General features: G+C 68.1%; 25 protein-coding genes. 11 read left to right on the forward strand and 14 right to left on the reverse strand.

The window, feature by feature from the left end:
• Positions 1-332 precede the first annotated feature (332 nt).
• From F627_RS0113460 to F627_RS0113480, 5 genes are all read right to left on the reverse strand, one after another.
• The gene (locus F627_RS0113460; protein WP_026332117.1) at positions 333-950 is read right to left on the reverse strand and encodes a phosphoribosyltransferase; all 618 of its coding nucleotides are present in this window, start codon (positions 948-950) and stop codon (positions 333-335) included.
• On the reverse strand, positions 943-1,521 hold the full coding sequence (locus F627_RS0113465; RefSeq protein ID WP_019584343.1) for an isochorismatase family protein: 579 nt from the start codon (positions 1,519-1,521) through the stop codon (positions 943-945). Before F627_RS0113465 ends, F627_RS0113460 begins: the two co-directional genes overlap by 8 nt.
• On the reverse strand, positions 1,518-2,927 hold the full coding sequence (locus F627_RS0113470) for a nicotinate phosphoribosyltransferase (RefSeq protein ID WP_019584344.1): 1,410 nt from the start codon (positions 2,925-2,927) through the stop codon (positions 1,518-1,520). Before F627_RS0113470 ends, F627_RS0113465 begins: the two co-directional genes overlap by 4 nt.
• Positions 2,924-3,457, reverse strand: a complete 534-nt coding sequence (locus tag F627_RS0113475) for a macro domain-containing protein (protein ID WP_018880352.1) — start codon at positions 3,455-3,457, stop codon at positions 2,924-2,926. The genes F627_RS0113470 and F627_RS0113475 overlap by 4 nt, the downstream gene beginning before the upstream one ends.
• 85 nt (positions 3,458-3,542) lie before the next feature.
• Complete coding sequence (locus tag F627_RS0113480) at positions 3,543-4,547, reverse strand: LLM class flavin-dependent oxidoreductase (protein WP_018866133.1); 1,005 nt, start codon at positions 4,545-4,547, stop codon at positions 3,543-3,545.
• Positions 4,548-4,640: 93 nt separating this feature from the next.
• Here F627_RS0113480 and F627_RS0113485 point away from each other — a divergent pair, with 93 nt between their 5' ends.
• On the forward strand, positions 4,641-5,114 hold the full coding sequence (locus F627_RS0113485; RefSeq protein ID WP_018866134.1) for an aminoacyl-tRNA deacylase: 474 nt from the start codon (positions 4,641-4,643) through the stop codon (positions 5,112-5,114).
• 109 nt (positions 5,115-5,223) lie between these two features.
• Positions 5,224-5,661, forward strand: coding sequence for a nucleoside deaminase (locus F627_RS0113490; RefSeq protein WP_026332118.1), 438 nt, complete (start codon positions 5,224-5,226; stop codon positions 5,659-5,661).
• Positions 5,662-5,687: 26 nt separating this feature from the next.
• On the opposite strand, the gene F627_RS0113495 is transcribed toward F627_RS0113490, so the two are convergent.
• From F627_RS0113495 to sohB, 6 genes are all read right to left on the reverse strand, one after another.
• Positions 5,688-6,758 carry a succinylglutamate desuccinylase/aspartoacylase family protein gene (locus tag F627_RS0113495; RefSeq protein WP_018866138.1) on the reverse strand — a complete coding sequence of 357 codons (1,071 nt, stop codon included), beginning with the start codon at positions 6,756-6,758 and terminating at the stop codon, positions 5,688-5,690.
• Positions 6,758-7,663 (reverse strand): 30S ribosomal protein S6--L-glutamate ligase, encoded by a 906-nt coding sequence (rimK, locus tag F627_RS0113500; protein ID WP_019584346.1) that lies wholly within the window; start codon positions 7,661-7,663, stop codon positions 6,758-6,760. Before rimK ends, F627_RS0113495 begins: the two co-directional genes overlap by 1 nt.
• Positions 7,660-8,163, reverse strand: a complete 504-nt coding sequence (locus F627_RS0113505; RefSeq protein WP_019584347.1) for an ATP-dependent zinc protease — start codon at positions 8,161-8,163, stop codon at positions 7,660-7,662. Before F627_RS0113505 ends, rimK begins: the two co-directional genes overlap by 4 nt.
• Before the next feature lie 97 nt (positions 8,164-8,260).
• On the reverse strand, positions 8,261-8,725 hold the full coding sequence (locus F627_RS0113510) for a DUF302 domain-containing protein (protein ID WP_019584348.1): 465 nt from the start codon (positions 8,723-8,725) through the stop codon (positions 8,261-8,263).
• A gap of 262 nt (positions 8,726-8,987) precedes the next feature.
• The gene (locus F627_RS0113515; RefSeq protein WP_019584349.1) at positions 8,988-9,491 is read right to left on the reverse strand and encodes a DsrE family protein; all 504 of its coding nucleotides are present in this window, start codon (positions 9,489-9,491) and stop codon (positions 8,988-8,990) included.
• Positions 9,492-9,568: 77 nt separating this feature from the next.
• Positions 9,569-10,657: a protease SohB gene (sohB, locus tag F627_RS0113520; protein WP_018876387.1), complete on the reverse strand. Its 1,089-nt coding sequence runs from the start codon at positions 10,655-10,657 to the stop codon at positions 9,569-9,571.
• Between the two features lie 64 nt (positions 10,658-10,721).
• On the opposite strand from sohB, the gene F627_RS0113525 reads away from it, so the two are divergent.
• The 3 genes from F627_RS0113525 (at position 10,722) to F627_RS0113535 (ending at position 13,926) form a co-directional block, all read left to right on the forward strand.
• Positions 10,722-11,111 (forward strand): hypothetical protein, encoded by a 390-nt coding sequence (locus tag F627_RS0113525; RefSeq protein ID WP_018876388.1) that lies wholly within the window; start codon positions 10,722-10,724, stop codon positions 11,109-11,111.
• 40 nt (positions 11,112-11,151) lie between these two features.
• On the forward strand, positions 11,152-12,039 hold the full coding sequence (locus F627_RS0113530) for a LysR family transcriptional regulator (RefSeq protein ID WP_304412394.1): 888 nt from the start codon (positions 11,152-11,154) through the stop codon (positions 12,037-12,039).
• A gap of 102 nt (positions 12,040-12,141) precedes the next feature.
• Positions 12,142-13,926, forward strand: a complete 1,785-nt coding sequence (locus F627_RS0113535) for an N-acetylglutaminylglutamine amidotransferase (RefSeq protein ID WP_019584351.1) — start codon at positions 12,142-12,144, stop codon at positions 13,924-13,926.
• Between the two features lie 310 nt (positions 13,927-14,236).
• Here F627_RS0113535 and moaB read toward each other — a convergent pair whose 3' ends face one another.
• Positions 14,237-14,773, reverse strand: a complete 537-nt coding sequence (gene moaB / locus F627_RS0113540; RefSeq protein WP_019584352.1) for a molybdenum cofactor biosynthesis protein B — start codon at positions 14,771-14,773, stop codon at positions 14,237-14,239.
• A gap of 59 nt (positions 14,774-14,832) precedes the next feature.
• Here moaB and rluB point away from each other — a divergent pair, with 59 nt between their 5' ends.
• The 4 genes from rluB (at position 14,833) to F627_RS0113560 (ending at position 18,017) form a co-directional block, all read left to right on the forward strand.
• Complete coding sequence (gene rluB / locus F627_RS0113545; RefSeq protein ID WP_019584353.1) at positions 14,833-15,828, forward strand: 23S rRNA pseudouridine(2605) synthase RluB; 996 nt, start codon at positions 14,833-14,835, stop codon at positions 15,826-15,828.
• Positions 15,829-15,834: 6 nt separating this feature from the next.
• Positions 15,835-16,488 (forward strand): endonuclease III domain-containing protein, encoded by a 654-nt coding sequence (locus tag F627_RS0113550; RefSeq protein ID WP_019584354.1) that lies wholly within the window; start codon positions 15,835-15,837, stop codon positions 16,486-16,488.
• An 80-nt stretch (positions 16,489-16,568) separates the two neighbouring features.
• Positions 16,569-16,784, forward strand: a complete 216-nt coding sequence (locus F627_RS0113555) for a lipopolysaccharide assembly protein LapA domain-containing protein (protein WP_017941597.1) — start codon at positions 16,569-16,571, stop codon at positions 16,782-16,784.
• Between the two features lie 72 nt (positions 16,785-16,856).
• Positions 16,857-18,017, forward strand: coding sequence for a nitrate/nitrite transporter (locus F627_RS0113560; RefSeq protein ID WP_019584355.1), 1,161 nt, complete (start codon positions 16,857-16,859; stop codon positions 18,015-18,017).
• A gap of 33 nt (positions 18,018-18,050) precedes the next feature.
• On the opposite strand, the gene F627_RS0113565 is transcribed toward F627_RS0113560, so the two are convergent.
• Positions 18,051-18,749, reverse strand: a complete 699-nt coding sequence (locus F627_RS0113565) for a hemerythrin domain-containing protein (protein WP_018882623.1) — start codon at positions 18,747-18,749, stop codon at positions 18,051-18,053.
• Positions 18,742-19,284 (reverse strand): hemerythrin domain-containing protein, encoded by a 543-nt coding sequence (locus F627_RS0113570; RefSeq protein WP_019584356.1) that lies wholly within the window; start codon positions 19,282-19,284, stop codon positions 18,742-18,744. The genes F627_RS0113565 and F627_RS0113570 overlap by 8 nt, the downstream gene beginning before the upstream one ends.
• A gap of 134 nt (positions 19,285-19,418) precedes the next feature.
• On the opposite strand from F627_RS0113570, the gene F627_RS0113575 reads away from it, so the two are divergent.
• Together F627_RS0113575 and F627_RS0113580 are read left to right on the forward strand one after the other, a co-directional pair.
• A complete protein-coding gene (locus tag F627_RS0113575; RefSeq protein WP_026279693.1) occupies positions 19,419-19,817 on the forward strand; it encodes a hypothetical protein in 399 nt (132 codons plus the stop codon).
• A gap of 2 nt (positions 19,818-19,819) precedes the next feature.
• On the forward strand, positions 19,820-20,272 hold the full coding sequence (locus F627_RS0113580; protein WP_019584357.1) for a glycine cleavage system protein H: 453 nt from the start codon (positions 19,820-19,822) through the stop codon (positions 20,270-20,272).
• Positions 20,273-20,282 lie beyond the last annotated feature (10 nt).

Here is a 20,282-nt window from a genome sequence, read left to right on the forward strand (position 1 = left end):
CGCCGCGTAAGCCTACAAAAACGGAGAAGCGAACGCGTTATTACGTACCCAACCCTCGATTGCGCAAGCGATTGAGCATGATGGCAACGGGAGCGATCCCGGTGGGGGCCAGTCCGATCATTGCGAAGCACCTCGAGTGCGTGACCTCGCTGGGACCCTCCACCCGCGGAATCCATCCGGGACCGTGGCGAATGAAAGCCGCACACGCAGTCCGAATGTACGGGAGCAATCGTCGCCCCGAAACCATCACTCAAACGCTTGGCAAACCGGGGGCGTCCATGTACGCAATGACGAGGGGATGGGCGGAGCTGCGGCCCCGTTCGCGCGCGCACTCAGTAGTCGAGCCGGTTGTAGCGGATCACGCGATCCAGCTCGGCGGTGCTCAGCGCGAGGCCGTAGTCCTGCTGCAGGCGGGCGTGCAGGTCGGCGGGGCTGTTCGGGGCCGGGTCCATCTCGCGGGCAAACTGGCCGACATCCTCGATGACCGCCCAGGGATAGAGGATCCAGCGCCACTCCTGTACCGCCTGGCTGTGGAAATCGGCGCGACAGGACGTTCCGGCCTTTTCGTGCAGCACCGCGGTACGTACCGCGGCGGGCTGGAAGCCCTCCAGGTGCGGGCGGGCGGCCGCCAGGGTGTCCCCGGAGTCGTTAACGTCGTCCACCAGCAGGACCCGTTCCCCACGGACGTCTCCGGCGAGCGGGACGGTGACCGCGGCCGGCTGTTTCGCGCGGGCACCCGAGGTGTAGTGTTCGACCTTCAGGCTCAGCAGCTTGTGCACGCGGAGAAAGTCGCAGAGAAAACGCGCCGGCATGAATCCGCCGCGGGCAATCGCCACGATGCAGTCCGGCTGGAAGCCGCTGTCCAGGACCTGGCGTGCCAGGTCGTCGGCCGCCCGGACCACCTCGTCCACGGTGATCAGCTGGACCGGCATCTTGTTCGGTTCAGGCATACGCCGCGACCTCCACGCCGGCGGCTTTCATCTTTTTTCGGGCCTCCGCGCCGCCCTCCGGCGTAACGGGCAGCGCGGCATGCGGGATCAGGTGGACGTCAAAGCCGTTGTTGCGCGCGTCCACGGCTGTTGCCGCCACGCAGACGTCGAGGGCCAGCCCGCCCAGCCAGATTCGCGTCACGCCCCGTTTCCGCAGTTCTTCGGCCAGGCCGGTCTGGTCGAACGCGGAGTACTGGTCGTGGTCGAAGCGCGTTCCCTTCGTGACCTTGATAACGCCGGCAGGCAGCCCGAGGTCCGCATGGAACCGGGCCCCGGGCGAGTCCTGCAGACAGTGTGGAGGCCAGGGGCCGCCCTGTTCCCGGAAGCTCGGGTGGCCGGCCGGGTGCCAGTCGCGGGAGGCATAGACCGGCAGTCCCAGCGCGTCCGCGGCCTCAAGCCAGCGGTTGAGCACCGGGATGACGGTGTCGCCGTGATCAATGGCCAGGGCCCCGCCGGGGCAGAAGTCGTTCTGTACGTCGACGACCAGCAGGGCGTCCCCCGTCTGAAGCTGGTGGCGTGGATCGTCCGTCATGAGACTCCCCCTTGGTGTTGCCGCTGGCCGGATGTGGCGTGCCGGGCGCGTATGGCGCGAGTGACCGCATCCTGGTGTGCCTGTAGCGCCGGGCTGACGGACACGGGGTAGGGTGTCTCCGCGGGCTCGATGGCGCGGATCGCGGGGGGCAGTTGCGCCCGCTGTTCCCGCGCGTGGTCACGCAGCGTGTCCAGGTCGCGAGGATGCGCGGGCAGGCGCTGGCCCTCGTGCATCACCGGCTGCAGTAACGGTTCCCCGGGGTGGTTTTCGTCCTGACGGGCAATGATGTCGCCCGCGAACCGGTCGCCTTCCCGGCGCCGGAAGATCTGCTTGGCGCCCGGCAGGATGGGCTTGCCACTGGAGAGCTTGAGGCGGCCTTCTCCGGCGTACTCGGCCAGCTTGTAGGCGATATCCAGGTCCGGCACGTCGGTGGAGATGCCCATGCTGGTGCCGACGCCGAAGGCGTCGATGGGTGCGTCCCGTGCCAGCAACTCCGCGATCGCGTGTTCGTCGAGGCCGCCGCTGGCGAAGATCCCGACCTGCTGCAGTCCGGCGTCGTCCAGCATCGCCCGGGCTTGGCGGGCCAGTGTTCCGAGATCACCGGAGTCCAGGCGGATGGCGCGAACGCGGAAGGCCTCGCCCCGTTCGTGGCCGAGCTGGATGACCCGGCGCACGCCTTCGAGGGTGTCGTAGGTGTCCACCAGCAGCACCGTGTCCGGGTAGAGGCGGGCAAAGGCGGCGAAGGCCTCGGCTTCATCCTCGTGCGCCTGGATGTAGCTGTGGGCCATGGTGCCGCTCACCGGGACGCCGTAGCGCTTGCCCGCCAGCACATTGGAGGTACTGGCGACGCCGGCGATATGGAAGGCGCGCGCGCCCTTCAGGGCGGCGTCCAGCCCGTGCATGCGGCGGGCGCCGAAGTCCACGACCTGCCGCTCCCCGGCCGCGGTCACCAGGCGGGCGGCCTTACTCGCCTGTACCGTCTGCAGGTGGATCTGGTTCATCACCAGGGTCTCGATCAGCTGGGCCTCGGGGAGCGGCGCGGTGACCTCCAGGATCGGTTCGTTGGCGAACACCGGGGTGCCCTCGGGCACGGCGCGGACCGTCCCGGTGAAACGGAAGGCCTCCAGCCAGCGCAGGAACCGGTCGGAGAAGCGGTCGAGGCCGGCCAGATAGTCGAGATCCGACAATTCGAAGCGCAGGTCTTCGAGCTGTTGCAGGACGGTGTCCAGCCCGCAGGCCAGCAGATAGTTGCGGCGCTGCGGCAGGCGGCGCACGAACAGGCTGAAGACTGCGGGTTCGTGCAGGTTCTCCTCGTAGTAGGCCTGAAGCATGGTGAGTTCGTAGAGGTCCGTGAACAGCGCCAGGCCAGGGGTGTACGGGGCGGTTGCGTGCCCGGCGCCGGTCATGCCGTCAGCTCTTCCAGGATCTGCGCGTGGATCTCGCGATCGGCCTCGGTGTGCAGGACGAAGCGGATGTGGCCGACGGCGTCCAGACGCGGGGTGGCGCCAATGACCGTCTGCAGAGCGATCCGGGCGGCCTCCTCGACGGGATAGCCGAACGCCCCGGTGGACAAGGCCGGAAAGGCGATGCCGTAGACCCCGGCCTCTTCCGCCCGGAGCAGGGCATTGCGGTAGCAGTCGGCCAGCAGTCGGCTGGCCGGCTCGTCATGCCCGTAGACCGGCCCGAGGCAGTGGATCACGAAGCGGTTGGGCAGGTTGTGGCCGTCGGTCAGAACGGCCTGACCCGGTTCGATCGGCGCCAGCGGCTGGCATTCACGCTCCAGCCCCGGGCCCGCGGCACGGTGGATGGCTCCGGCCACACCACCGCCCGGTCGCAGCCAGGCATTGGCGGCGTTGACCACCGCATCCATGTCGCGTTGCGCGGCGATGTCGCCGGTGGTGCATTCGATGGTGACGCCGTGAACCTTGACCCGCATGTGTTCCCCTTGTCCGGAATGCCCGTGGCCTGGCCGGCCCCTGATCCAAGCATAGGGCACTCGTCCCAATCGGGTGAACCGCGTCTCAGCGAGCGTCCCCGGCGAGCCGGTCGCGTACCGCCGCGGTCAGTTCCAGCGAGCGCCGTCGCGCCGCGTGATCGAAGGTGGAGGTGGTGACGATCAATTCGTCAGCGCCGGTCTGCTCGAGAAACCGGCGGATCTCGGTCTCCACCGTGTCCGGTGCGCCGATCGCGGAGCAGGCCATGGTCTGCTCGACGATCGCGCGTTCGGCGCGGTCGAGCCGCTCGCGGTAGCCCTCGACGGGGGGCTGGATCGGTTCCGGGCGCCCGCGACGCAGGCTGATGAACGCCTGTTCCATGGAGCTGGCCAGGGTGCGGGCCGCGTCGTCGGTGTCGGCGGCGTACACGTTGTAGCCGAGCATCGCGTAGGGGCGGTCCAGCCATGCGGACGGTCGGAACTGATTCCGGTACAGCGCCAGTGCGTCCATCAGTTGCCCGGGAGCGAAGTGCGAGGCGAATGCGTAGGGCAGTCCCATGCGGGCCGCCAGCTGGGCGCCGAACAGGCTGGAACCCAGGATCCAGACGGGCACCTGCTGGCCGGCGCCGGGGATGGCGCGGATCACCTGGTCGGGCTGCGGATCGTCCAGGTAGCCGAGCACCTCGGCGACGTCCCGGGGGAATTCCTCGGGGTCGATGTCCGGGGCGCGGCGCAGGGCGCGGGCCGTGGTCGGATCGGTCCCGGGTGCCCGGCCCAGTCCCAGGTCGATGCGGCCGGGGTACAGGGCGTTCAGGGTGCCGAACTGTTCGGCGACCACCAGGGGTGCATGGTTCGGCAGCATGATGCCGCCGGCACCCACCCGGATCTGTTCGGTGGCGGCCGCGACCTGGCCGATCACGACGGCGGTGGCGGCGCTCGCGATGCCGGGCATGTTGTGGTGCTCCGCCAGCCAGTAGCGCCGGAAGCCCAGCGTCTCGGCGTGGCGCGCCAGATCCAGGGTGTTGTGCAGCGCCCGGCCGGCGTCGCCATCGGCGGTGATCGGGGCCAGGTCGAGGACGGAGAATGCGGTCATGGGTGCGATTGTACCGGCGCAGGTGTCGGGCGCAGCCGCCGGCGTTGCCGGTGGGGTCTATAGTCGGGTTAAGGCCTTGCCGGAGGGCGCGCCATGAGTATTTCCAGGACCCTGAACAACTTTCTCGACGAGCATGCGGTGACCTACCAGATCGTGCACCATCCGCACTCCGACTCGGCCAGCCGCACGGCCGAAGCGGCCCATGTGCCGGGTGACGCCGTGGCCAAGGCGGTGCTGCTGGTCGAGGAGGACGGGCAGTACCGCCTGGCCATCGTGCCGGCCACGCGCCGGGTGAAACTGGGACGCCTGCACCGGCTGCTGGGCGAGCATGTGGGCCTGGCCACCGAGGACGAGGTGGCCCGCGTGTTTGCCGACTGCGAACGCGGCGCCATCCCCGCCCTGGGGCCGGCCTTCGGGCTGGAGACCCTGGTGGACGAAAGCCTGCTGGAGCAGCGCGACGTGTATCTCGAGGCCGGCGACCACGAATCCCTCGTGCACCTGCGCGAGGCGGATTTCCTGTACCTCCTCGGCCAGCCCCGCCGCGGCGACTTCAGCGCCCACGTCTGAGTTGCCGGCCCTGACGACACTACCCTCCCCCGAGCGAATTCGGTATCGCGCGGCCACTTCGTCTATCGTCGGTGGCTGTCCTGCAGGAGGAGGTGGCTGGATGACGACGATGGATCCGTTTCTGGAGATGGCGCTGGACGAGGCGCGTGAGGGGCTGGGCGAGGCCGGAATCCCCATCGGGTCGGTGCTGGTGCACCGGGGCGAGGTGATCGGGCGCGGACACAACCGGCGCGTGCAGCAGGGCAGTGCCATCCTGCATGCCGAGATGGATGCGCTGGAGAACGCCGGGCGCCAGCCCGCCCGGGTATACCGCGAGTGCACGCTCTACACGACGCTGTCGCCCTGCGCGATGTGCAGCGGGGCCATCGTCCTCTACGGCATTCCGCACGTGATCATCGGCGAGAATGAGTCCTTCCTGGGTGAAGAAGACTGGCTGCGCGGGCACGGCATTCAGGTGGATGTGGTGCAGGACCCGGGCTGCCGCGAACTGATGCGGTCGTTTATCGACAACCACCCCGAACTGTGGCACGAGGATATCGGCCACTGACGCCACCTTCCGGCGACTGCGCGGGCTCAGGGGCCTTCGCGCGGGGGCGGATCGGCGTAGGGATAGTCGCTCGCCTCCAGGTTTTCCTGGAAGCTCTCGAGGCGTTCCACGGCCAGGTCGGTGCGGTTGAACTGGGCGATGTGGAACAGGGCGTCGCCCTCGTTGATCAGCGGCAGGTTGAGTTCGCCGATGATGATGCCGGAGGCGGGGGCGAGGATCTCGGTCTCGGTCTCGCCGAAGGGGTCGGAGACGATGGCCAGCCGGGTCTGGTCGCGGACGACGCGATCGCCCTGGCGCACGAAGGTCCGCAGGATGCCGCTTTGCGGCGCCCGGACCCAGCCGCTGGTGCGGGCCATGATGGGCTCTTTTCGCGGGCGCCGGCGCACGGCCGGGAGCATCTCCAGGTGGCGCATGACCTCGATGATGCCGTGTACTCCGCCGCGGATGGAGAGCTCGTCGAAGCGCAAGGCCTCGCCGGCCTCGTAGAGCAGGATCGGGATCTGGCGTTCCGCGGCCGCCTCGCGCAGGGAACCGTCGCGCAGCGCGGAGTTGAGGATCACCGGTGCGCCGAAGGCGCGGGCCAGCTCGCGGGTTTCCGTATGGTCCAGATTGGCGCGGATCTGTGGCAGGTTGGACCGGTGGATGGCGCCGGTATGCAGGTCGATGCCGTGCGTGCAGCGCTGGACGATCTCGCGCATGAACAGCCGCGCGACCCGGGCGCCCAGCGAGCCCTTCTGCGATCCCGGAAAACAGCGGTTCAGGTCGCGCCGATCGGGCAGGTAGCGGCTCTGGTTGATGAAGCCGTGCATGTTCACCACAGGCACGGCGATCAGGGTGCCCTTCATGCGCCGCAGGGCGGGCACCTTGAGCAGGCGGCGGATGATCTCGACGCCGTTGATCTCGTCGCCGTGGATGGCGGCACTGACGAACAGCACCGGCCCCTTGCGCCGGCCGCACAGGACCTGAACCGGCATGTTGGTGGGTGTGTGGGTGTACAGCGCCCCCAGTTCCAGTTCCACCGTGCGGCGTTCGCCCGGGCGGACGGTGATGCCGCCGATCGTGATCGGGTCGTTGCGAACGGCCCGCGGGGTCGCCATTAGCCGCGGCCCTTGGTCTTGGTCCGGTTGGGCTTGGCGTTCTTCTCGATGAAGTCGATGATCATGCCCGCCACGTCCTTGCCGGAGGCGTTCTCGATGCCTTCCAGGCCGGGCGACGAATTGACCTCCATGACCACTGCGCCGTGGTTGGAGCGCAGCAGGTCCACGCCGCAGACGTTCAGCCCCATCACCTTGGCCGCGCGCACGGCGGTGGCGCGTTCTTCCGGGGTGATGCGGCACAGCGTGGCGCTACCGCCACGGTGCAGGTTGGAGCGGAACTCGCCTTCCTTCGCCTGGCGCTTCATGGAGGCGACCACCTTGTCGCCGATCACGAAGCAGCGGATGTCCGAGCCCCTGGCTTCCTTGATGTATTCCTGCACCAGGATGTGCTGCTTCAGGCCCATGAAGGCCTGGATGACACTCTCGGCCGCCTGCTTGGTCTCGGCCAGCACCACCCCAAGGCCCTGGGTGCCTTCCAGCAGCTTGATCACGCAGGGCGCGCCGCCCACGGTGGCCAGCAGGTCGTCGATGTCGTCCGGCGAGTGCGCAAACCCGGTGACCGGCAGGCCGATCCCGCGGCGCGACAGGAGCTGCAGGCTGCGCAGCTTGTCGCGCGAGCGCGAGATGCCGACGGACTCGTTCAGCGGATAGACGTTCATCATCTCGAACTGGCGTAGCACGGCGGTGCCGTAGAACGTGATGGACGCCCCGATGCGCGGGATAACCGCGTTGAACTGGTCGAGGATGTCGCCCTTGTAGTGGATCTGCGGGCTGTGCGCGGTGATGTTCATGTAGCAGCGTAGCGGGTCCACCACGCGGACCTCGTGGCCCCGCTGGTCGGCGGCCTCGACCAGGCGTCGGGTGGAGTAGAGCTTGCTGTTACGCGAGAGGATGCCGAGTTTCATTCAGGCGCCTTCTGGGCTGTTGGGGTGGACGGACGATGGCTGGCAATGAACGAGGCCTGGGGATCGACCAGGAAGCGACCCCGCATGGCCTCGCGGCCAAGTAACATGCGAAAGAGCATGGTATCGCGGCTGGTCAGGGAAAGCTCAACGGGCAACAGCAGCGGGCCCAGTTGCACGCGGGTGGCGATGAAATAGCGATCGCCGCTGTGTCCGCCGGAGTCGGTGACGCGGCGGATGTCCAGTACCGGGGCCTCGCACCAGACCTCGGTTGTGGCGTCGTGCTGGTGAGGGTGAATGCCGAAGCGTACCCATTCGTGACCGTCACGGGTGAACGGCTCGATGTGGAAGGTGTGGAGCGCAGAGCTGCGCGCGCCGGTATCGACCTTGCACTTGATGGCGGGGATCCCGAGATCGGGGAGCCCGACCCATTCGCGCCAGCCGAGGATGGGCGCCTCGCGGGTTTGCGGTGTAGTTTGGCTGGAAGGGGACGGGTGATCCACGTCGGCTCCCGGTGCGGGTGGAAGCCTCACTATAGCGAATCACCCGCCCGCTGCGAGCGGCCGGGGTCACTTGGTTGCATGTGACCCCGAGGAGGGTTCAGTCCTCGGCGATCGCCGCGTTGGTCAGGTTGTCCAGCGCGTTGCTCATGGTATCCAGGATGTCGTCCCGGTCGTCGATCCCGTGGCGTTCGGCCATCCATTCCGGATCGTTGTACGCCAGCCAGGTCTGGCCGTCGTCATCGGTCCAGGCCAGCGCCTTCATCGGCAGGTCGATGCCCGCGGTCTGCTGGCTGGTGAACATGTGGCTGCCCAGTGCCGGGTTGCCGAACAGCAGGAGTTCGGTAGGACCGAGGTCGATGTCCACACCGTCGGCCTTTGCCGCATGGTCCCAGCGCAGGGCGACGCCGACGTCGTTGGCTGCGAGCGCGTTCTCCAGCCGATCCAGGGTCTCGGAGGCCGAATGCGGGCTGGTCTTGGCGATCATGCCGGGGACGTCGACTGCCAGCGCCGGTGTCGCGGTCAGGGCCAGGGGCAGCAGGGCAGTGAGCAGAGTCTTTTTCATGACGAGGTCCTTGTCTCGGGGAGAATTGAACAGGTCGGGCCGGAGAGCGGTGGGCCGTTGCCCCGGGTTGCACCTGCGTGGAAAACCCACGGCGGGGAAGGTAGACGATCGATACAGATTTTGCAGGGCCCCTCGCGACGATGGTCGGTTCGGGGCCTGAATTCGGGGGCAGTCTGCCGGGGCGGGCGGACGCCGGCCATGCTCGACCGGCCGGGAGACATGTTCCGGCGTCCGCCAGGTTGGGGAGGTGGCGAGGTCTGCGTCACTGCATCAGCAGGTAGCCTTCATGCTGCAGTTCGATGATCTCGGCGTCGGCCATCGGCACGACGTTCACGAAGCCGTGGATGTCCTCGAGCTCGATCCCGCGCAGGCGGGCGGAGGCTTCGCACATGCGGAACTCGATATTGCCGGCCTGTGTCAGCGAGCGGGCGCGGCGCATCAGTTCTTCGTGCTCGTCGAATTCGTCGCGGGTGAAGTAAGGCACTTCCTGCCCGTGCAGCACCATCACGATGTGCGATTCGAACGGGTCGGCCTCGTAGACATTGTTCAGCATGCTCACCCGATCCAGCACCATTTCCAGCTCGCGCGGGCTGCTGGTGTAGACGTCATAGACCACCTTGCGGGGCTCGTAGGGGCGATCTATCTTCTCGGCGGAACCCCACGGCAGGTTATCGTCCGAGCCGGCAACCAACGGGGTGGCCAGCAGGCTGACGGCGGCCAGCAGGATCAGCAGCAGTCGGGTTACGGGACAGTTTTTCCGGTTCATGAGTGGCTCCTTGGTTGCTTTGCCTCGTTGAGGGTGGACGCTTTGCCGTAGCGAAACGTTCCTTGCGACGCGGGACGCTACATGCGGGTCTCGGGCCCCTGGTTCCGCAGTACGCGCTCGAGGACCGATTCCATCGCGAAGGTGATGCGCCGGCCCAGCGTCTGGGGACGGTGATAGGTCAGTTCGAATACGTCCGCCTCGCGGGTCAGTTCCAGCAGCAGATCATCGCTGGTGCGCAGTTCGTCGGCCAGGCCCATCTCGCGGGCCTGTTCGCCATACCAGTGTTCGCCGGTGGCGACCTGCTCGAGGTCCAGTTGCGGGCGGTAGCGGGCCAGGAAGGTCTTGAACAGCTCATGCGCCTCTTCGAGTTGCTCGCGGAACTTCTTGCGGCCCTCGTCGGTGTTCTCGCCCAGCATGGTCAGGGTGCGCTTGTACTCGCCGGCGGTCAGCAGTTCGACGTCGATGTCGTTGCGTGACAGCCAGCGGTGAAAATTGGGAATCTGCGCGACCACGCCGATCGAGCCCAGCACCGCGAAGGGGGCGGCCACGATGCGGTGGCCGACCGCCGCCATCATGTAGCCGCCGCTGGCGGCCACGCGGTCCACGGCCACGGTCAGGTCCAGACCCCCTTCGCGCAGGCGGGCCAGCTGGGCGGCGGCCAGCCCGTAGGAGGGGACCAGGCCCCCTGGACTTTCCAGGCAGACAATCGCCCGGTCCTGGTCCGGCCGCGCCATCGTGAGGATCGCGGTGACTTCCTCGCGCAGGCTTTCGACACTGGAGGCGCGGATGTCGCCGTCGAAACGCAGCACGTACACGCGGGGGCGTTCGGTCGTCGAACCGTCGTCCGGAGGCGCATCGCCGGATTGCGTCATGTCCGCGCTCCCCGATCCTTCCGCCTGCGACGGGGCATCGTGGGCTCGCCCCAGCTTGCGACGGCTCCAGGCGCGCAGGCGCTCGAGCCGACCACGGCGGCGTTCAACGGCTCGGCGCACGGTTTTCTCCATGCGCTCGAAGCGGTCGTTCAGGCGCTTGACCTGCAGGCGGTCCGGCCGTCGCTCGCGCGAGCGGGCGAGCAGGCCGGCGAACGCACTCAGCACGATGAGCGCGGCGATTACGGCCGTGGCGGCCTTGGCGAGGAAGAGTCCGTATTCCTGCAGAAATTCCATTTCGTGTCCCGGTTGAATGGGGTTGCGTGGTGAGCCGCGAAGGCGGTGTGTGCATAATGCCAGCATGGATACCGATACAGTTGAAGACCCCCGGAGCGCGGGACGGTTTCACGGCCAGGAAGGTTCCGCGGCCGGTCCGGTTCCCGAGCCGATCATTCACGCCGGGTATGCCACGCTGAGCCTGCGCCAGATCGACGACTGGAACGGGGTGCCCAAGGGCACGGCCTTTCGCCTGTTCAAGGCACGCAAGGACCAGCTGCGCGAGGGCGTGGATTTCTTCTACATCCCCGAAGGCAGCCACCCCGAACTGACCGAGACCCTGCGCCTGGATGGCCGAATCTATCCCTCCACCGTACACCTGGTACTGCTGACCGGCGCCGCCTATGCCCGCCTGCGCGAGGAGTGGCATGCGCGCACTCACAAGCCGGGTTGCGGATGCCCCGACGAACACTGACAGGGCGCGGCCCCATGGGCCTGTCCGAGCGGGCCGATTGATGCGTGTCACCCTTGAACAGTGGCGGATGCTGCAGGCGGTGGTGGAGGCCGGCGGCTTTGCGCGTGCCGCCGAACGGGTGCACAAGAGTCCGTCGAGCATCAACCATGCGGTGCAGAAGCTGGAAGAGCAGCTGGGGGTGGATGTCTTCGAGGTGCAGGGCCGCAAGGCCGTACTCACCCCGGCGGGCGAGGCGCTTTTGCGCCGGGCCGGGCATCTGCTCGAAGAGGCGGCGGAGATCGAGAACCTGGCCGGCGCGCTGGCGGCAGGGGTGGAATCCGAGATCCGGCTGGCGGTGGACCAGCTGCTGCCGCGCGAGCCGGTGATCCGGGCGCTGGAGACCTTCTCGAAGGCCTACCCGGCCACCCGGATCCAGCTGCACGAGGTGGTGCTGAGCGGGGGGCCGGACATGCTCCGGGAAGCGGCCGTGGACATTCTGCTGGGGCCGGAACTGCCTTCCGGTTATCTCGGGAGCTGTCTGGGCGAGTTGTCGATGGTCTGCGTCGCGCATCCCTCGCATCCCCTCGCCCAGGCGGAGGCGGCCCTGACCCGGCGCGATCTGCAGGCACACCGCCAGGTGGTGGTGCGCGATTCCGGCGACCAGGGAGGTGGCCAGGGCGGCTGGGTCGAGGCGGACCAGCGCTGGACGGTCTCGCACATGGGCACGGCCTGCGAGATCCTGCGTTCGGGCATCGGGTTCGCCTGGGTGCCGGAGGATCGCATCGCGGGGGATCTTGCCGCCGGCCGCCTGGTCGAACTGGATCTGGAGGCCGGGGCGCGCCACCGGGTTCCGTTCTACATTACGCATGCTGATCGTGATCGCGCCGGCGTGGCCAGCCGGTCCCTGATGGCAGCACTGGAACAGGGTTTCCGAGGCGAGCCTTCATAGTCAGGCAAAGCTTGTGGGAGCGGGCTTGCCCGCGAAGCGCCGGCCCGCGCCGGATCGTGCCCGCAAGCCTGAGCGCAATACCCAATCACAAGGAAAGAACCAATGTGCGGGATCGCAGGAGAATTCGTCTGGGGTGAGCGGCGCGCCAGCGGCGAGGCCGTGGCGCGCATGCTGCCCTGCCTGGAACGGCGCGGGCCGGATGCCGACGGGCTGTGGGCCTCGGGGCGGGTCGCGCTGGGCCACCGGCGCCTGTCGATCCTCGACCTGTCGCAGCGCGCGCACCAGCCGATGTTCGACCCGGAGACCGGGCTCGCGCTGGTGTTCAACGGTGCGATCTACAACTTCCGCGCCCTGCGCAGCGAGCTGGAGGGCCGCGGCCATCGTTTCTTCTCCACCGGCGATACCGAGGTCATCCTGCGCGGCTATGCCGAGTGGGGCGAGGGCATCGTGGCCCGGCTGCACGGCATGTTTGCCTTTGCGCTGTATGACGGCCACGCCCAGCGCCTGCTGCTGGCGCGGGACCGCATGGGCATCAAGCCGCTGTATCTGGCGCGTACGGGCGACGGCATCCGCTTCGCCTCCAACACCCAGGCGCTGCTGGCGGCGGGCGACGTGGATACCGAGCTGGATGCCGAGGCACTGCACATGTTGTTCTCGCTGCACGCGGTGGTGCCCGCGCCGCGCACCGTGCTGCGCGGCATCCGCAAGCTGGAGCCGGGGCATTACCTGAGCATCGACGCCCGCGGCCAGGAACGGCTGCAGCGCTACTGGACGCTGCATGCCCACCGCCCGGACGCGGCCGTGTCCGACGCCGAATGGCAGGAGCGTATCGAGCACAGTCTGCGCAGCGCCGTGCGCAGGCGCCTGGAGGTGGCCGACGTGCCGGTCGGCGTGCTGCTCTCCGGCGGGCTGGACTCCTCCCTGCTGGTCGCGCTGGCGATGGAGGAGGGGGCGCAGGACCTGCGCACCTTCACGGTCGGTTTCGAGGATCAGCCGGAGGAGAAGGGCTCGGAGTTCGAATACTCCGATCCGGTCGCCGAGCGCTACGCCACCGACCATCAGGCCACGCTGATCCCCAACGACCAGGTGCTGGCCCGATTGCCGGAGGCGGTCGGGGCGATGGCCGAGCCGATGTTCGGCCAGGACGCGGTGGCCTTCTACCTGCTGTCCGAGCAGGTCTCGCAGCATGTGAAGGTGGTGCAGTCCGGCCAGGGCGCGGACGAGGTCTTCGGCGGCTACTTCTGGTACCCGCAGATGGCCGAGGACCGTCACGGCGACTGGGTGGAACGTTTCCGCCGCCACTACTTTGACCGTGACCACCCCGAGATGGCCGAGATGCTGCGTCACCCGCCGGCGAACGACGTGACCGGCGACTGGCTGCGCGAGCAGTTTGCCGAACTCGAGACCGACCGCGCGGATTCCTTCATCGACGCGGTGCTGGCGCTGGATGTGACCACGCTGATCGTCGACGATCCGGTCAAGCGCGTGGACAACATGACCATGGCCTTCGGCCTGGAGGCACGGGTGCCGTTCCTGGATCACGAACTGGTGGAGACGGCCGCCGCGATGCCGCCGCACCTGAAGCTGGGCGACGGCGGCAAGGACGTGCTGCGCCGCATCGCCCGCGGGCGCCTGCCGGACGCGGTGCTGGACCGGCCCAAGGGCTACTTCCCGGTGCCGGCGCTGAAATACGTGCGCGGCGACTTCCTTGAATTCATGCGCGACATCCTGACCTCGCGCGCATCCCGCGAGCGCGGGCTGTACCAGCCGGCCTACATCGACAAGCTGCTGGACGCCCCGGACCAGTACTTCACCCGCATCCAGGGCTCCAAGCTCTGGCACGCAGCCCTGCTCGAATACTGGCTGCAGACTCACGTGGATGCGTGATCAAAGGGTGTATGTCACCACGAAGCACACGAAGGCACGAAGAAGGTCAAGGTCAAGAGCGGATTAACCACAGAGGACACGGAGTACACGGAGACGGCCCATGGCATTTCGGGTGAAGGGCGCGAGCATCATGGGCCGGGAATAGTCCGTCTAAAGGGGGTCACCCCAATGCAGTTCGATATGCTTGGCACGTACTTCAGCTGCAAGCCAATCAACGACTTTCTCCGTGATCTCCGTGTGCTCCGTGGTGCAACCCGCCCTGGACCTTCTTCGTGCCTTCGTGTGCTTCGTGGTGAAATCCGTGTTTCCCTCAGGACTCCGTCAGGCGCGGCATCAGCATGGTGAGGTTGCAGGGCATGGTGCGGTCGTCGAGCTGGGCCTGGATGATGCGGTCCCACGCGGTGCGGCAGGCGCCGGTGGAGCCGGGCAGTACGAAGATGTAGGTGCCGTTCGCGACCCCTGAAAGGGCGCGGGACTGCAGACTGGAGGTGCCGATCTCTTCATAGGAGAGCATGCGGAACAGCTCGCCGAAGCCCTCGATGGTCTTGTCCAGCAGCACCGAGGCGGCCTCGGGTGTGCCGTCACGGCCGGTGATGCCAGTGCCGCCGGTGGTGAGCACCGCATCGATCTCGGGGTCTGCGATCCAGCGCGAGAGTTCCGCGCGGATGGCGTAGATGTCGTCCTTCACGATCCCGCGATCGGCCAGGCGGTGGCCGGCGCCTTCGAGGCGTTCTACGAGGGCATCGCCGGAGCGGTCCTCCGCCAGTTCGCGGCTGTCGGAGACGGTGAGCACGGCGATGTTCAGCGGCTTCCTGACGGGGGTGGTTTCCGGCGTGGAATCGGTCATGGCAACGTCCTGTTGGTGTATCGTGGCGCCCATCTTAATGAGTTGCTGGAGTTCCGGGAATGTCGGAGCGGGTACAGAAGGTCCTGGCGGCGCGCGGGCTGGGTTCGCGGCGCGAGATCGAGGGCTGGATCGAGCGCGGTGAGGTGCAGGTGAACAACCGGACCGCGCAGCTGGGGGATCAGGTCGACGAGCACGACGTGATTCGCGTGCGTGGGCGCATCGTGCGGCGCCCGGAGCACCCGCACCGCTGGATCGTGTACCACAAGCCGGTCGGCGAGATCTGCAGCCGCTCCGATCCGGAGGGCCGGCGACCGGTGTTTGCCAGCCTGCCGCGTCTGAAGGGGCAGCGCTGGGTGGCGGTAGGCCGGCTGGACCTGAATACTTCGGGCCTGCTGCTGTTTACCACCGACGGGGAACTGGCCAACCGGCTGATGCACCCGAGCATGGCCCTGGAACGCGAGTATGCCGTGCGGGTACTCGGCGAGGTGCCGGCGGCCACGCTGGACATGCTGCGCGGGGGCGTGGAGCTGGAGGATGGCCCGGCGCGTTTCGACAGTCTGGAGGAGCAGGGCGGGGACGGCGCCAATCATTGGTATCACGTGATCGTCAGCGAGGGCCGCAACCGCCTGGTGCGGCGGTTGTGGGATGCCGTCGGGGTCACGGTCAGCCGGCTGATCCGGGTGCGCTACGGGCCGGTGGTCCTTGGGCGGGGTCTGAAGACCGGCGCGGTCCGCGACCTGGAGAGCCGCGAGGTGGCCGGGCTGTACGCGGCGGTGGACCTGCCGATCCCGGAATCGGCGCGCCCTCGCGGGCGGGGCGGACCGCGCCGCGACCCCCGGAGCAAGCAGCGGCCCGGCAAGCCGGCGGCGGCCGGCAAGTCGCGCAACAGTCGGGCGGCGCGCGAGGACGGCTGGAGTTCCTCGCCGCCGAAGAAGTCGGGCAAGCCGGCATCCCCTGGTGGTCGCGGTGGTGGCCGGGGCGCGAAGCCCTCGGGCGGTCGTTCCGGCGGGCGCCCGGCGGGCGGTGGCAAATCGGGCGGGCGTCGCCAGCGGTAACGCCACGTGCGGATTCCCGACCTTCTGGAGGCCCTGCGCGCGGAGTACGGTGACCTGCAATGGTGGCCGGCCGATACCGCCTTCGAGGTGATGGTCGGTGCGGTACTGACCCAGAACACCAGCTGGACCAACGTCGAGAAGGCCCTGGACAACCTGCGCGCCATCGATGCCCTCTCGCCCGAAGGACCGATGGCGCTTGACCCGGAAGAACTGGCCGAGCGGATTCGTCCCAGTGGCTACTTCAACGTGAAGGCCGACCGGCTGCGGCATCTGCTGCGCTTCCTCGAGGCATCCGGCGGTGTCGAGGGACTGACCGCGCTGGAAACGGCCGAGTTGCGCTCGGCGTTGCTGGGCGTCAAGGGCGTGGGCCCGGAGACGGCCGACGATATCGTGCTGTATGCCTTCGACCGCCCGGTCTTCGTGGTGGATGCCTACACGCGGCGTCTGTTCGAGCGCCTGGAGGTCCCGCAGGCGCAGGCCCCCTATGATCAGCTGCGTGGCCACGTCGAGACGGAGTTGGGGCCGGATGTGGCCGCCCTGAACGACCTGCATGCGCTGATCGTGGAGCATGGCAAGGAGCGCTGCCGCCCGCGACCGCGGTGCGAAGGCTGCCCGCTGCGCGACCACTGCAGCCATCCCGACACTCGGGGAAACCCTTGAGGTCGCCGCCTCGTGCCGGTTGACGCTGACCCCGGGGCGCCCGAACCTGAGCGTTTGGCCCGACTGACCCGGGAGGTCGCATGCGGTACGTCTACTCCCTGCTGATCATCGTGTTCGTCGCGGTGGTCGCGATCTTTGCAATCCAGAACCTGCGACTGGTGACCCTGAATTTCCTGACCCTGCATGTGACGCTGCCACTGGCGTTGCTGATCGTCGGGATCTACCTGCTGGGGCTCGTCTCCGGGGGCGCGCTGGTGGCCCTGCTCAAGCGCTGGATCCGTGGCGCGAGTCGCTGATCGGAGCGCTTCGATGCCTATGACCGGTCGCGTACGGTGACGGCGCTCTGGATTCGTCGTCACCCCCTGCTGGTGATCGTGGCGGCACAGCTGTTCGGCACGTCGCTGTGGTTCTCGGTCAACGGGGTCGGGTTGTCGCTGCAGCAGGCACTGGGCTGGTCGCCGGCCGAGATTGGCTGGCTGACCATGGCGACCCAGACGGGCTTCATCACCGGGACGCTGGCGGTGGCCGCGACCGGCCTGGCGGACCGTTTTCGTGCCAGCCGGCTGTTCGCGATCTCTGCCGTGGCTGGGGCCGGACTGAACGCCATGTTTATCCTGCTGGCCGGTGTCTGGGAGATGGCCCTGCTCACGCGGTTCCTGGTCGGACTGGCGCTGGCCGGGGTTTACCCCCTGGGCATGAAGCTAGTGATTGCCTGGACGCCCGAGTACAAGGGCTGGGCCCTGTCCTGGCTGTTGGGCATGCTGACCCTGGGCACCGCGCTGCCGCATCTGCTGCGCGGCGCCACGCTCGACTTCCCCTGGGCGATCCCGGTGCTGCTGGCGTCTTTCCTGGCGGTGCTGGCGGCACTCCTGATCCTGCGCCTGGGGGATGGGCCCCACCTGCCACCCCCGGGGCGCACACCGGGTCTGGGCAAGGGGTTTCGTGCATTGCGGCGGCGGGACTTCCGGGCCGTGGCCGGAGGCTACTTCGGGCATTGCTGGGAACTGTACGCCTTCTGGACGCTGGTCCCGCTGCTGGTGGCGCGCGAGCTGTCGCGTCTGGAGGCCGATGCCGGGCTGATCCCGTGGCTCGCCTTCGGCGTGATCGCGCTGGGGTTGGCCGGCTGCGTCTGGGGCGGCCGCCTGAGCCGGAGCCTGGGGAGTCTGCGCGTGGCGCGGGTGGCCCTGGCGACGTCGGGCCTGGCCTGTCTGCTGTATCCGCTGCTGGCCGGGCACTCGCCCTGGCTGCTGTTCGGCCTGCTGGCGTTGTGGGGCCTGACGGTGATCGCGGACTCGCCGCAGTTCTCCGCGCTGGCTGCGGACAGTGCGCCGGCGGACGCGGTGGGGTCCGCGCTGAGCGTCATGAATGCGATTGGCTTTGCCCTGACCCTGCCGGGGATCTGGCTGACCAGCTGGCTGTGGGCGGACGGCGGGGTGTGGGTCCTGTGGCTGCTGCTGCCTGGCCCGTTGCTGGGGCTCTGGGCGCTGGCCCGCCTGTCGCCGCCGCATCGCTCCGCTGTGGCGCGCTGAAGCGATCGTGTCGCGGGGCTTGCGATGCAGCGGTCAGGGGCTCGCGAGTTCGGCCTGCGCCCGCGCCAGCAGTTCGGCGGCGGCGTCCGGTTGTTCGCGCAGGGCGCGGCTCCAGTGCGGGAACAGGTTCTGCTCCTCGCGGCCCTCGTGCTTGGCCAGCGCGCCGGAGATCAGGGCGAAGAACGGGGCCACGGCCCAGGCCTCGTCGACCCCTTCGCTGAATTCATGCTCGAGCATCGCGGTCTGTTCCAGGATCTCGTCGTGCTCGCGCAGCATGATCGAGGTCGGGTCCTGGCCGTTCGGGCTGCGCGGCAGGTCCAGCAGCGGCACGATCAGTTCGTTTTCCACCTCCACGTGGCGGCGCAGGCCATCCACGTAGGCGTGGAAATCCGGTGCGGCCCCCTCGAGATCGCCGGCGTTCACCTTGTGCAGGGCGCTGGCGAACAGGCGGTCGATGCGCAGGTGGTCGCGCTCCAGCAGGTCGACCAGATCCACCGGGGCGACATCCTCGCGGCGCTGCACCGCGAGCTTCCACAGCGGTGGCCCGTTTTCGAGACCCCGCCAGTGGATGGCATGCCGCAGCTGCAGGCCGACGGCGTCCATCAGGAGCTTCGGTTCCTGGTCCAGCCAGACCTCGAAGACCTGGCCCGGCCGCAGTTCGCGAAGGGTGTAATAGGCCCGCGTATGGGCATGGTCGCCCAAGCCGCGCAGATCGAGCAGGAAGTCAGCCATCGTCATTCCCGATCCCGCGCCGTGCGGCCATGCGGGCACCGATGGTGTGGCGCTCTTCCGGGCTCAGCAGGTGTTCGGCGAACGGCAGCACGGCCCGCTCTTCCAGGTCGAGATGCACGCGGTATTGCCGGATCCAGGCCTCCGCGCCGGTCAGTTCCGCGGTCGAGCCGTCGGCAATTCGCTGCAGGGCCGGTTCCAGCCGGTCCCAGCCGGCCTCGATCTCGGCATGTTCCGCGCTCAGGCGCTCCAGCCATTCGCACAGTTGGGGGTGGCTGTCGGGGTGGTCGCAGTGCCGCTGGAGGAGGGGGAACAGATCCTCGTCCTCGTCCGCGTGGTGATTGGGGGCAGCCTCGTGAAAGTATTTCAGGACCCGCTCCGCCGCGGTGCGCGCCTCCTCGTCGGCGCCCTTTTCGGCGAGGTGCGCGGGCAGACGCTCGAGGATGTCCAGGGAGTTGAGGATGCGCCGGTGACAGGCGCGCAGCAGTTCGACAGGCTGCTGGAATCCGGGGACGGTTTCGTGGAGTTGTAGATGCATGGCGGTTGCGGCCTTGGCGGGTGTTCCTGAAGGATGGACTGTTACCGAATGGGCGGCAGCAGGTGTTGATCTCGATCAATGCATATGGAATATAGCTTAAAGTATGCTGAGTCAAACCTGACAAGGAGCATCGCATGCACCCTCGAAACCGGATGTTCATCCTCGCGGCCCTGGTCTATGCCCTGCTGGGCGGGCTGCTCGGCATCCTCTGGCTGGTGCATCCCGGCCTGATCCCCGGCAACGTGCCGCGCATCCACGGCCACCTGATGCTGCTGGGTTTCGTGACCATGATGATCTATGGCGTGGGGCTGCATGTGCTGCCGCGTTTTTCCGGGCGGTCCCTGTTCTCCGAACGCCTGGGGCATGCGCAGTTCCTGCTGGCCAACATCGGGCTGTGGGTGATGGTCGCCGGCTGGCTGGTCTTCCATAACGCGACGGTCGCGGTGGGTGGCGCGCTGGCCTGGGGGGCGATGATCCTGTTCGCCGTGAACATCGCGCTGACCGTGCGCCACTATGGACCGAAGGGGGCATAACCATGGCACGCGCGGAATACAACGGCTGCGAGCTGCCGGACGACCTGTTCTACGACCTGGACTACGTCTGGGTGCGGCCGGAGGACGACGGCACCTTCACCCTCGGGATCACCGATCCGGCGCAGACCATGGCGGGCCGTGTGCAGTACTTCCGTTTTCGCAAGCCGGGTTCGCACCGTGCCGCGGGCAAGCCGGTGGCGCGGCTGGAGTCGGGCAAGTGGGCGGGCGGCATTCCGACCCCGTTCGACGGCACCATCGAGCGTATCAATCCGGCGGTGGAGGCCGATCCGGGTCTTGTGAACGTCGCGCCCTACACGGATGCCTGGGTGGTGGTGATGCGCCCGGACGATCCGCAAAAGGCGCTGGAGCGGCTGCACACCGGGCCCGAGGCGATCACCGGTCTGAAGCAATGGATCGATCGTTACGACATCCACTGCATGCGCTGCGCGGACTGAGCCGGGGGAG

The organism is Thioalkalivibrio sp. ALE16, assembly GCF_000381305.1.
Taxonomy (GTDB): Bacteria; Pseudomonadota; Gammaproteobacteria; order Ectothiorhodospirales; family Ectothiorhodospiraceae; genus Thioalkalivibrio.